Consider the following 12,358-nt stretch of genomic DNA (forward strand, 5'->3'; position numbering starts at 1 on the left):
GGGACTACCAGATCGACTCGACCCACTCCGGGTGGTCGATGAACGGGTTGCGGTTGTGCTGGTAGGTGTCGTAGATGACCTCGTTGCGGTTCTCCTCGAACGCGCTCGGCGGGTCCTCGTCGTTCCACTGCTTGAGGACCGAGAGGCGGCCCATGTACGGGTTGCTGCCGTTGCCGACCGAGTCGTTGGGCTCCAGGTCGGCCCAGCCGTCGCCGCCCTCGTAGCGCACGGTCATGTAGAGGATCATGCGGGCCACGTCGCCCTTGTCCGCGTCGCGCGGCTCGAAGGAGTTGGAGTCGACGAGGCTGCCGCCGCCGTTGGTGACCGTGCTGCCGCCGTTGTCGAAGTCCAGGTTGCCCCGGGTGCTGTTGATCGTCACGTCGCAGGGGCGCAGGTGGTGCAGGTCCGTGCCGGGGCCGGTCGCCTCGCCGAAGTCGCCGTGCGACTTGGCCCAGGTGTGCTCACGGTTCCAGTCGCCGACATCGCCGCCGTTGAGGGACTTGCTGCGCGAGGCACCGCTGTACAGCAGGACCACGTTGCTGCTGTTGTTCGGGTCCTGGTCGGTGGCCTTGAGCGCGTTCCAGACCGCGGAGTACGAGATCTTGCTCTGGTCGCTGATGATCGTGTGCAGCGAGGACTTGAGGGCGGTGCCGGTCTTGCCGATCGCGTCCGCGTAGTACGTGTCGTCGTACGCGGTCGTCGTGGCGGCCGCGGGGGTCGCGGTCAGCGCCGGCGCGGTGAGGCCTACGAGTACGGCCGAGACGGTCAGCGCCAGGGTCTTCCAATGGCGCTTGCGTATGGGGGTCACGGGCATCGTGGGGGTGTCCGTTCTACGCGTGTTGAATGGAGCGGGCAAACGGGAGCGTGACATGGACATGAGTGCCTGTAAATAAACTGCACATGTCGATCAGGTGGCCCAGTCCGGCAAATCGCCCCTTGTCTACGCGAGTTGACACGCGAAACGGCCCCCGACCGGAAGGTCGGGGGCCGTTGGGGCCGGATCGTCAGCTGACGTCCGACGGGTCCAGACGGTAGATCGACGACTCGGTGGACGTACTGCTGGTGTCCGACGCGGAGTCGGAGGCCGAGCTGTTGCTGTACTCGCTCTCCTTCACCGCCGTGCCGTTCTTCTGCACCCACTCCGTCACCTCGGTGGAGAGGGTGGAGCCGCCGCCCATGCCGCCACCGCCGCCCATCCCTGAGCCGCCGATCTGGATGTAGTGCAGCTTGCCGCTCTTCACCAGCTCCTTGAGCTTGGCGAGGGTCATCGCCTTGTCGGACCCCGACCAGCCCCACATCGAGATCACGGGCTCGCCACTGCTGACGATGAGCTGGGCCGCGCTCTGCGAGCTGGAGACGGCGAGCAGCCACGTGGCGCCGTCCTGGTGCTTCTTGAGGTAGGAGATGAGCTCGGTGCTGGCGCCGCCGCCCATGCCTCCACCGCCGCCCATGCCGCCACCGCGGCCGCCGCTCTGGGAGGTGCCGTTCGGAGGAGTGCCGCCCGCCTGGGCGTCGCCGCCGGGGAAGCCGCCGCCCTGCTGGGCGCCGTCCTGCTGCGTGCCGCCGGACGTACCGCCGCTGGGCGCCCCACTCGGCGCTCCGCTGGGTGTGCCTCCGCCCGGGAAGCCCCCGGCAGCCTGTCCGGACTGCCCGTTCTGGCCGCCCTGCTGCCCGCCGCCCGGCATGTCGCCGCCGCCGAAGCCGCCGCGACCACCGCCACCACCCCCGCCGGGGCCGCCGCCCATGCCGCCGCCCGTCGACGGACCGGCCGTCGGATTCGTACCGCCCATGCCGCCGCCCGAACCGGACGGCACCGACCAGGCGTACGCCGCCGGGCCCGCGACCGCCGCGACGATCGCCGCGGTGAGGGACGCTGCCAGCAGCCGTGCGCGGTTGCCTGAGCGGAAGAGGAACAGGCCGACGATCGCCAGAGCCATCACGACCGCGACCGTCGGCCACAGCCAGGTGTTCCAGTCGGAGGCACGGCGCAGCAGTACGACGGCCCAGATGCCGGTGACCGCCAGGCCGGCCGGCAGCACCCACACCCACCGCTTGTCGGCGCGGAAGGCACGCAGCAGCATCACGCCGCCGCCTCCGCAGAGCGCCGCGATGCCGGGTGCGAGCGCGGTCGTGTAGTACGGGTGCATGGTGCCCTCGGCCATCGCGAAGGTCAGATAGTGCAGCGCGGTCCAGCCGCCCCACATCACCAGCGCGGCGCGGGTCATGTCGGTGCGCGGGGCGCGGCCGCACAGCACCAGGCCGCCGATGCAGGCGATCGCGGCGAAGGGGATCAGCCAGGAGATCTGGCCGCCGAGGATGTCGTTGAAGAGACGGCCGAGTCCCGCCGTACCGGAGAAGCCGCCGCCTCCGCCACCGCCGCCTCCGCCGTTGCCCTCGCCGCCGAGGACCCGGCCGAGGCCGTTGTAGCCCATGATCAGGTCCCAGGCGGTGCCGTCCGTGGAGCCGCCGATGTAGGGCCTTTCGGACGCGGGCACCAGCGACACCGCGGCCGCCCACCAGAAGCTGGAGATCGCCAGGACGACGGCCGCGAGGGCCAGGTTGACGATCCGCTTCACCAACTTCGGCCTGGCCGCGTAGAGGTAGACCGCGAAGACGACGGGGAGGGCGATGTAGCCCTGGAGCATCTTGGTGTTGAAGGCGAGCCCGAAGCAGGCCGCGGAGCCGAGCAGCGGCAGCAGCTTGCCGTCCCGGGTGGCCCGGAGGGCGAGTGCGGCCCCGGCGGCCATGAGGAGCACGAGCAGTGTGTCGGGGTTGTTGTCCCGGTTGATGGCGACCGTGATCGGGGTGAGGGCCAGGACGAGGGCGGCGACGGTCGCCGCGGCGTGGCCCCAGACCCGCTTCACGGAGGAGTGCACGATCCAGATCGTGCCGAGGGCCGCCGCGATCATCGGCGCCATCATCTGCCAGGTGCCGTAGCCGAAGATCCGGCACGACAGGCCCATGACCATCAGCGCGAACGGCGGCTTGTCGACGGTGAGGAAGTTGCCCGCGTCCAACGAGCCGAAGAACCACGCCTTCCAGCTCTGCGTACCGCTGAGCACGGCCGCGCTGTAGAAGCTGTTGAGGTTGGACGACGACAGGTTCCAGGAGTACAGCACGCCCGCCAGGATCATGATCGCGACGAGCGCGGGCAGTGACCAGCGGGGTGCCGTGTCCGGGGGCGCCGCGGGAGGTGTCGGCGGCGGCTCTTCGGGGGTCACGGTCGTGTGGGGGAGTGGATCAGTGGCAGACGTCACGAGCGGCAGCCTGCATGGAGGGGGTGGGTGCGCGCTGTGCCGTACCTGGCCCCGGGCTGTGAATCGCCCAAGGGCCAGGTCATGGTTGGTTCAGCGTTCCTTCAATCAGTGCTTCTTCAATCAGTGCTTCTTCAACCGGTCGGTGTCACCGCTGATGAACACCAGCCCCAGCGCGAGCACGGCCAGCCCGCACCAGGAGGCCGCCGGCAGGCGTTCACCGAGGACGGCGACGCCCAGGACCGCGGCGACGGCGGGCTCGGCGAGGGTCAGTGACGTGGCCGTCGACGCGGGCGTGTGGCGTAGCCCGTACCCGTAGAGCCGGTAGGCCAGGGCGACGGTGAACAGCGCGAGGTAGCCGGCCACCGCCGCGCCACGCGTCGCGGTCAGCCACTGCATGTCCAGGAACAGCACGAGCGGCAGGACGAGCAGCCCGGCCCCGCCGAACAGCACGCCCATCACCGCGTCGGACGGGTGTCCGTCGGTGATGAGCCTGCCGCCGATCAACGAGTAGATGGCGTACGACAGTCCGGCTCCGGCGGCGAGCCCGACGCCCGTCAGATCCATCGGCGTTGCGTGTCCGGTGAGTTCGGGACCGAGCACCAGCAGGGTGCAGCCCAGTACGGCGGCCGCGGTGGCGGTGGTCCAGCGTGCCGTGGGCCGGGCCTGTCCGGTGATCCAGGCCAGCAGTCCGGCGAAGACCGGTGCGCTGCCGAGCGCGATCACCGTGGTCACCGCCACGCCGGTCCGGGCCACCGCCGGATAGAAGGTGACCGGATACCCGGCCACCGCCAGTGCGCCCAGCACCAGCAGCCACCGTTCGCGGCGGGTGCAGCCTGCGGGCAGTGAGCGGGCGCCGCGTGAGGTGAGGAACAGCAGGAGGCCGCCGAGGGTGAGACCGGCGCAGCCGATGGCCGCCGCCGGGGCGCCGGCCGGGGCCAGGGAACTGGCGGTTCCGGTCGTGCCCCACAGCACGGCGGAGATGAGGATGGGCGCGGGGCCGCTGAGGAGACGCGCGTCCGGGCGCGCGGAAATCAAGGAAGTGGTGCGGTTCGGCACAGTCGTGGTCTTCCGTCGTCGAATGCGTCTGCGTCTGGGACCGGGTCCGAAACGGGCGCACGACGACGGCCCCTCACCGCCCGGTACGGGTCGGTCGGGGGCCGGGGGATCCGAGGATCAAACCCTCAGCGTCTGCGCCCGGTCAGGCGCAGGGAGGGGGAGTGACGGCGTGCCAGTAAATGTTCACGTGGGGATCCTACCTGGCCGTACAACCTTTCCCTCGAACTCATGAGTCAACAGGGGCATGACTCACCGGACATTCGGACGTGCGAGAGCGCTGTCGCTGGCTCTCGGCGCGGGAATCCTCATACCGTGCGTGGTCGCCGTCTCGCCCGCCGCCGCGGCGACCGCACCCGCCGTCAGCTGTACGTCGGCGAAGGCGGGCCTTGCCGTCAAGCTCCAGAAGGACATCACCGCGGCCGTGACGAACCGCACGGGGACGGTCGCCGTCGGCCTCTACGACCGCAGCACCAAGACGAGGTGCACGCTTCGCCCCTCCACCGCCTACGACTCCGCCAGCGTCGTCAAGGTCACCGTGCTCGCCACGCTGCTGTGGGACGCGAAGAAGCACAACCGCTATCTCACCGACCGCGAGGCCACGCTCGCCAAGGCCATGATCACCAAGTCGGACAACGCGGCGACCAGCACCCTCTGGAGCCAGCTCGGCCTGACGAAGATCAAGGGCTTCCTCACCGCGGCCAAGATGACGCAGACCAAGCCGGGCACGGGCGGCTACTGGGGACTCACCCAGATCACCGTCACCGACGAGCAGAAGCTGCTCCAGCTCGTCACCGCCAAGAACACGGTCCTGAGCGACAACGCGCGTGCGTACATGGTCAAGTTGATGAGCCAGGTCATCGCGTCCCAGCGCTGGGGCACTCCGTACGGTGTCCCCTCCGGCGTCTCCGTGCACGTCAAGAACGGCTGGCTTCAGCGGGCCACGCACGGCTGGCGGGTGCACAGCGTCGGTACGTTCAAGGGCGGCGGTCACGACTACATGGTCACGGTGCTCACCCACGGCAACAGCACCATGAACTACGGCATCACGACCATTCAGGGCGTCGCCAAGGTCATCCACCGGGATCTGGCCGCGTCCGGCAGTTGACGCCTGCCCGTCTCCCGTCCGTCACCGACCCGCCCTACGGTGACGCCCATGCGCCTGAGAAACGTACGAACCGTGCTCGCGACCGCCACCGCCGGCCTGGCGGCGGCCACCTGCCTCACCGCCGCAGGGCCCGCCGGCGCGGGCACCAACATCCAGACCGGCCACGCCTGTTCGCCCTCCGTCGCCATCCAGGGCTTCTCCGACGCCCTGGACAAGACGACGTACCAGGGCACTTACGTCGGCAACTTCTCCGCGCTCGCCGTGGACCGGAACGGCGACCTCGCCGCGGTGTCGGACCGCTCGTCGCTGTTCACGCTGGACGGTGAGACCCTCCAGCCGAAGTCAGTCGTCCAGCTCGCCGACGAGAGCGGCGCCGCGCTGGACTCCGAGGGCCTGGTCGCAGACCGGGACGGCACCCGCCTGATCAGCTCCGAGACCGAGCCGTCCGTACGCCGCTACTCGCGCGACGGCAAGATCCTCGACCGTCTGCCCGTGCCCGGCTCCCTCCAGGTCGCTCCGGCCGGCCGGGGCGTCTCCAACGGCACCTTCGAGGGCCTGACCCTGCTGCCCGGCGGGCGCACCCTGCTCGCGTCGATGGAGTACGCGCTCTCCGGCGACTCCACGGGCACCGTCCGCTGGCAGACCTGGCAGCGGCACCACGGCACCTTCGAGCTCGGCGCCCAGTACGCCTACCAGGCCGACACCGGCCTTGGCGTCCCCGAGGTCACCGCGCTGCCCGACGGCCGCATCCTCGTCCTGGAGCGCGGTTTCACCGCCGGCGTCGGCAACACGGTCCGCCTCTATCTCGCCGACCCGCGCCGCGCGACCGACACCAGCGGCATCGACACCCTGACCGGCCAGAACGGCGTACGCCTGGTCAAGAAGACCCTCCTCGCCGACATCGTGAACTGCCCGTCACTGGGCGCCACCGCCAAGCAGCCCCAGCCCAACCCCCTCCTCGACAACATCGAGGGCATGACCGTCACGGGCTGGAGCAAGGGCCGCCTGAAGGTGCTGCTGGTGAGCGACGACAACCAGAATGCGGTGCAGACGACGCGGTTCTACGACCTCCGCGTACGTATCTGATCCTTTACGGCGATCATTGCGGAGGGATGAAATCCGCTTGCCGCAGCGTTGGTGCCTTCCGTAGATCCAACAGAACGGGGAGGCACCGACGTGGCAGCGCGGCAGGGATGGGCGCGGAGACTGTGGGCGTACGCCTGGCGCCACCCCCAGGACGTCGTCCTGGCGCTCGGGTCCTCCCTCGTCGGCATGGCCGTCATGGCGCTGGTCCCGCTGATCACCAAGGTGATCATCGATGATGTGGTCGGCGACAACAGCCGGTCCATGGCGACGTGGGCGGGCGCCCTGGTGGGCGCGGCCGTCATCGTCTACGTCCTCACCTTCATCCGCCGCTACTACGGCGGCCGTCTCGCCCTCGACGTCCAGCACGACCTGCGGACCGAGATGTACGGGACGATCACCCGGCTCGACGGCCGCCGGCAGGACGAGCTGTCCACCGGCCAGGTCGTCGGCCGGGCGACCAGCGACCTCCAGCTCATCCAGGGCCTGCTCTTCATGCTCCCGATGACCATCGGGAACTTCATGCTCTTCCTGATCTCCCTGGTCGTGATGGCGTGGCTGTCGCTGCCGCTCACGCTGGTCGCCGTCGCGGTCGCGCCCGCGATCTGGTTCATCGCCAAGCGCAGCCGCGCCAGGCTGCACCCCGCCACCTGGTACGCCCAGGCCCAGGCCGCCGCCGTCGCGGGCGTCGTCGACGGCGCCGTCAGCGGCGTACGCGTGGTGAAGGGCTTCGGGCAGGAGGAGCAGGAGACCGGGAAGCTCAGGGAGGTCGGCCGGAAGCTGTTCGCGGGGCGGCTGCGCACGGTCCGGTTCAACTCCAAGTACACCCCGGCCCTCCAGGCCGTCCCCGCCCTCGGCCAGGTCGCGATGCTGGCGTTCGGCGGCTGGCTCGCCGTGCGCGGCCACATCACGCTGGGCACGTTCGTCGCCTTCTCCGCCTACCTCGCCCAGCTCGTCGGCCCGGTCCGCATGCTCGCCGTGGTCCTCACGGTCGGCCAGCAGGCCCGCGCCGGCACCGAACGCGTCCTGGAGCTGATCGACACCGAGCCGACGATCGAGGAGGGCCACAAGACCCTTCCCGCGGACGCGCCCGCCACCGTCGAGTTCGACGACGTCTCCTTCGGTTACGAGGACGACCGCCCCGTCCTCGACGGGCTGACCTTCGAGATCCGCCCCGGCGAGACCCTCGCCGTCGTCGGCTCCTCCGGCTCCGGCAAGTCCACGGTCTCGCTCCTCCTCCCGCGCTTCTACGACGTCACCCACGGCGCCGTCCTCATCGGCGGCCACGACGTCCGCGAGCTGACCCTCGACTCGCTGAGGGCCGCGATCGGGCTCGTCCCCGAGGACTCCTTCCTCTTCTCGGACACGGTCCGCAGCAACATCGCGTACGGCCGTCCCGACGCGACGGACGACGAGATCGAGACGGCTGCCCGCGCGGCCCAGGCTGACCGTTTCATCAGGGAACTGCCCGACGGCTACGACACCACGGTCGGCGAGCACGGCCTCACCCTCTCCGGCGGCCAGCGCCAGCGCGTCGCGCTCGCCCGCGCGATCCTCACCGACCCGCGGCTGCTCGTCCTCGACGACGCGACCTCCGCGGTGGACGCCCGCGTAGAGCACGAGATCCACGAGGCGCTGAAGCACGTCATGGAGGGCCGGACGACCCTCCTCATCGCCCACCGCCGCTCCACCCTCAACCTCGCCGACCGCATCGCCGTCCTCGACGGCGGCCGGCTCGCCGACATCGGCACCCACGAGGAACTCCAGGAACGCTCGCCGCTGTACCGCCGTCTGCTCACCGACCCGGACGAGCTCGGCGGCGTCTCGCCCGGCCACGCCCGGCCCGCCTGCCCACGGGAGGACACGTCCGTACGGGACGAGCTGGACGCCGAGTTCGACGCCGAGCGGGGCATCACGCCCCGGCTGTGGGCGGGGGAGCGGACGCCGCGCGACATCGCGATGGAGGGCACCCCGGCCACCCCCGAACTCCTCGCCCAGGTGGACGCACTGCCCCCGGCGACCGACACCCCGGAGATCGACGAGGCACGGGCCGTGAAACCCGAGGAGAGCTACGGCCTGCGCAGGCTGCTGCGCGGCTTCGGTCTGCCCCTCCTCATCAGCCTCGGCCTCGTCGCCGTGGACGCCGGGATGGGGCTGCTCCTGCCCGTCCTGATCCGGCACGGCATCGACAGCGGTGTCTCGGAACTCGCCCTCGGCGCGGTCTGGGCGGCCTCGCTCCTCGGGCTGCTCGCCGTGCTCGTCCAGTGGACGGCGCAGATCGGCGAGACCCGGATGACCGGACGGACGGGGGAGCGGGTTCTGTACTCACTCCGTCTGAAGATCTTCGCCCAGCTCCAGCGGCTCGGACTCGACTACTACGAGCGGGAGCTGACCGGCCGGATCATGACGAGGATGACGACGGACGTCGACGCGCTGTCGACCTTCCTCCAGACCGGCCTGGTCACGGCGTTCGTCTCGGTCGTCACCTTCTTCGGCATCATGGTCGCCCTGCTGGTGATCGACATCCAGCTCGCACTGGTCGTCTTCGCGACCCTCCCGCCCCTCATCATCGCCACGGTCTTCTTCCGCCGCGCGAGCGTGAAGGCGTACGAACTGGCCCGTGAACGTGTCTCGGTGGTCAACGCCGACCTCCAGGAGTCGGTGTCCGGGCTGCGGATCGTGCAGGCCTTCCGGCGCGAGCGGGACGGCGGGCAGCGGTTCGCGGAGCGGAGTGACAGCTACCGGCAGGCCCGGACAAGGGGCCAGTGGCTGATCTCGATCTACTTCCCGTTCGTGCAGCTGCTGTCGTCGGTCGCCGCGGCGGCCGTACTGATCGCGGGCGCGGGAAGGATCGACGACGCGACGCTCACCACCGGCGCGCTGGTGGCGTACCTCCTGTACATCGACCTGTTCTTCGCCCCCGTCCAGCAGCTCTCCCAGGTCTTCGACGGCTACCAGCAGGCGACCGTCTCGCTGGGCCGTATCCAGGAGCTGCTCCAGGAGCCGACGTCCACGAAGAGCGCCGACGAGCCGCTCGACGTCCTCTCGCTCCGTGGAGAGGTCGCCTTCGAGGACGTGCACTTCGCCTACGGCCATGACGAAGAGGCCCTCGGCGGCATCGAGTTGACCATCCCCGCCGGCCAGACCGTCGCCTTCGTCGGCGAGACCGGCGCCGGCAAGTCGACGCTCGTGAAGCTCGTCGCCCGCTTCTACGACCCGACGGGCGGCCGCGTCACCGTCGACGGCATGGACCTCCGCGCCCTCGACATCACCTCGTACCGGCACCGCCTGGGCGTCGTCCCGCAGGAGGCGTACCTCTTCCAGGGCACCGTCCGCGACGCCATCGCCTACGGCCGCCCGGACGCCACCGACGCCGAGGTGGAGGCGGCGGCCCGAGCGGTCGGCGCGCACGACATGATCGCCACGCTCGACGGCGGCTATCTGCACGAGGTCGCCGAGCGCGGCCGCAACCTCTCCGCGGGCCAGCGTCAGCTGATCGCCCTGGCCCGCGCCGAGCTGGTCGACCCGGACATCCTCCTCCTCGACGAGGCGACGGCCGCCCTGGACCTGGCCTCCGAAGCCCTGGTCAACCAGGCCACCGACCGCCTCGCAGGCCGCCGTACGACACTCGTCGTCGCCCACCGCCTGACGACCGCGGCCCGCGCGGACCGGGTCGTGCTGATGGCACACGGCCGGGTCGCCGAGGACGGCACACACGAGGAACTCCTCGCGCGGGACGGGCAGTACGCCGCGCTGTGGCGGACGTTCCTCGGGCAGTCCGAGCCGGAGGAACCGGTCGGCGCGTCCCGCTGACGGTCGTGCAACCATCCGACATACGTCCTGCGTCCGTACACCCGTACGCTCATGGTCCGGGTACAGGAGGGGCGACAGTGGACAGTGGTGCGATACGTCGGGGGCTCGCGCTCGGCATGGCCGTGCTGACCGCGTCCGGACTGCTCGCGCTCGCGGTGCCCGCCGAGGCGCACGCGGCCGCCCCCTGCGCCGGCCGCAAGGTCAGGACACTCCCGTTCTCCACCGGCGCCGTGCAGGTCTTCAAGCAGGGGCGCCGTATCTGCGCCGTCACGCTCGCCAAGAACCCCGGCCCCAAACGGACGATGTCGGTGAGTGTGCAGGTGCGCGGCCACCGCCCGGTCGCCTACAAGGACAAGCGCACCCACCGCATCAGCACGCCGCTGGTCCACATGGGCCACCGGAGCGTGCGCGTGAAGGGTGCTGTGGGCGGGGGATCGGTCAGCACCGGCTGGATCTCGTACTGAACCACAGGTTTTCTACAGGGTTTTCCCCATCGACCTGTCATGTCCCCTGGTGCTCGGGTGACTTGCCGCGCTAGCTTCCGGCGCACATCTGTAATTACCGGGAGGGTGCATGCGCAAGGCGCTCAGATGGTTGCTGGCGCTCACCGTGCTCATAGGCACGTTGAGCACGGCTGGGGCGGCCACCGCCGCCGGGCCGGAGGCCACCGGCACCACTGACATCAAGGAGAAGCTGCTCTCCGTTCCGGGCATGAGCCTGGTCGAGGAGAAGCCGTACACCGGCTACCGCTTCTTCGTACTCAACTACACCCAGCCGGTCGACCACCGGCACCCGTCCAAGGGCACGTTCCAGCAGCGGATCACCGTGCTGCACAAGGACGAAGCCCGCCCGACGGTCTTCTTCACCGGCGGCTACAACGTCTCCACCACGCCCCGCCGCAGCGAGCCGACCCAGATCGTGGACGGCAACCAGGTCTCCATGGAGTACCGCTTCTTCACCCCGTCCCGGCCCGACCCGGCCGACTGGACCAAGCTGGACATCTGGCAGGCGGCCAGCGACCAGCACCGCATCTTCAAGGCGCTGAAGAAGATCTACTCCGAGAAGTGGGTCTCCACGGGCGGTTCGAAGGGCGGCATGACCGCCACCTACTACGAGCGCTTCTACCCGCGGGACATGGACGGCGTCGTCGCCTACGTCGCCCCCAACGACGTGGTGAACAACGAGGACTCGGCGTACGACCGCTTCTTCGCGACCGTCGGCACCAAGGAGTGCCGCGACCGGCTGAACGGCGTGCAGCGCGAGGCCCTGGTGCGCCGGGAGCCGATGGAGAAGCGGTACGAGGCGTACGCGGCCGAGAACGGCTACACCTTCGACACCGTCGGCAGCCTCGACAAGGCCTACGAGGCCACCGTGCTCGACTACGTCTGGGGCTTCTGGCAGTACAGCCTGCTCTCCGACTGCGACACGATCCCGGCCGACGCCAAGAACGCCACCGACGACGACATCTGGAGCTCGATCGACACGATCGCCGGGTTCTCCTTCTACACGGACCAGGGCCTGGAGCCGTACACGCCGTACTTCTACCAGGCGGGCACCCAGCTGGGCGCGCCGACGATCGTCTTCCCGCACATCGAGAAGAAGTACATCCGCTACGGCTACCTGCCGCCGCGGAACTTCGTGCCGCGGTCGATCCCGATGAAGTTCCAGCCGTCCGCGATGAAGGACGTCGACAACTGGGTCCGCCACAACGCGAACCAGATGCTCTACGTCTACGGCGAGAACGACCCGTGGGGCGCCGAGCAGTTCCGCCTCGGCAAGGGCGCGAAGGACTCGTACGTCTTCACCGCGCCGGGCCTCAACCACGGCGCGAACGTCGCGGGTCTCGTCGCCGACGAGAAGGCCCTCGCGACGGCGAAGATCCTCAAGTGGGCGGGCGTCGCTTCCAGCGCCGTCCAGTCGGACCCGGCGGCGGCCAAGCCGCTGGCCAAGTTCGACTCCAAGCTCGACGTGCGTGACGTGGAGCGCGAGCCGACGCTGCGGCCGTAACGGCCGGGGCGGACGATCGCGGCGCGGTCCGGTGGCA

At 70.0% G+C, this 12,358-nt stretch carries 8 protein-coding genes; 5 read left to right on the plus strand and 3 right to left on the minus strand.

Annotated elements, in window-relative coordinates; translation table 11 throughout:
- Window positions 1–4: 4 nt before the first annotated feature.
- The 3 genes from KCH87_RS34060 to KCH87_RS34070 form a co-directional block, all read right to left on the minus strand.
- Complete coding sequence (locus KCH87_RS34060; protein ID WP_210591289.1) at window positions 5–814, minus strand: endonuclease I family protein; 810 nt, start codon at window positions 812–814, stop codon at window positions 5–7.
- Window positions 815–1,004: 190 nt separating this feature from the next.
- Window positions 1,005–3,257 carry a glycosyltransferase family 39 protein gene (locus KCH87_RS34065; RefSeq protein ID WP_210591291.1) on the minus strand — a complete coding sequence of 751 codons (2,253 nt, stop codon included), beginning with the start codon at window positions 3,255–3,257 and terminating at the stop codon, window positions 1,005–1,007.
- Between the two features lie 120 nt (window positions 3,258–3,377).
- Window positions 3,378–4,313, minus strand: a complete 936-nt coding sequence (locus tag KCH87_RS34070; RefSeq protein ID WP_308298987.1) for an EamA family transporter — start codon at window positions 4,311–4,313, stop codon at window positions 3,378–3,380.
- 244 nt (window positions 4,314–4,557) lie between these two features.
- On the opposite strand from KCH87_RS34070, the gene KCH87_RS34075 reads away from it, so the two are divergent.
- From KCH87_RS34075 to KCH87_RS34095, 5 genes are all read left to right on the plus strand, one after another.
- On the plus strand, window positions 4,558–5,418 hold the full coding sequence (locus KCH87_RS34075) for a serine hydrolase (protein ID WP_210591294.1): 861 nt from the start codon (window positions 4,558–4,560) through the stop codon (window positions 5,416–5,418).
- Between the two features lie 48 nt (window positions 5,419–5,466).
- Window positions 5,467–6,504 carry an esterase-like activity of phytase family protein gene (locus KCH87_RS34080; RefSeq protein WP_210591297.1) on the plus strand — a complete coding sequence of 346 codons (1,038 nt, stop codon included), beginning with the start codon at window positions 5,467–5,469 and terminating at the stop codon, window positions 6,502–6,504.
- Between the two features lie 90 nt (window positions 6,505–6,594).
- Window positions 6,595–10,314 (plus strand): ABC transporter ATP-binding protein, encoded by a 3,720-nt coding sequence (locus KCH87_RS34085; protein ID WP_210591300.1) that lies wholly within the window; start codon window positions 6,595–6,597, stop codon window positions 10,312–10,314.
- Between the two features lie 77 nt (window positions 10,315–10,391).
- The gene (locus tag KCH87_RS34090) at window positions 10,392–10,778 is read left to right on the plus strand and encodes a hypothetical protein (RefSeq protein ID WP_210591303.1); all 387 of its coding nucleotides are present in this window, start codon (window positions 10,392–10,394) and stop codon (window positions 10,776–10,778) included.
- Between the two features lie 109 nt (window positions 10,779–10,887).
- Window positions 10,888–12,321, plus strand: a complete 1,434-nt coding sequence (locus KCH87_RS34095) for a S28 family serine protease (protein ID WP_210591306.1) — start codon at window positions 10,888–10,890, stop codon at window positions 12,319–12,321.
- Window positions 12,322–12,358: the final 37 nt, after the last annotated feature.

Origin of the sequence: Streptomyces sp. GESEQ-35, assembly GCF_017948485.1 — a bacterium.
Taxonomy (GTDB): domain Bacteria; phylum Actinomycetota; class Actinomycetes; order Streptomycetales; family Streptomycetaceae; genus Streptomyces.

What these genes read in the sequence shown, in the direction of transcription:
- KCH87_RS34060 (WP_210591289.1), bottom strand. Translation starts at nt 814, where the DNA reads ATGCCCGTGACCCCCATACGCAAGCGCCATTGGAAGACCCTGGCGCTG.
- KCH87_RS34075 (WP_210591294.1), top strand. Translation starts at nt 4,558, where the DNA reads ATGACTCACCGGACATTCGGACGTGCGAGAGCGCTGTCGCTGGCTCTC.
- KCH87_RS34080 (WP_210591297.1), top strand. Translation starts at nt 5,467, where the DNA reads ATGCGCCTGAGAAACGTACGAACCGTGCTCGCGACCGCCACCGCCGGC.
- KCH87_RS34095 (WP_210591306.1), top strand. Translation starts at nt 10,888, where the DNA reads ATGCGCAAGGCGCTCAGATGGTTGCTGGCGCTCACCGTGCTCATAGGC.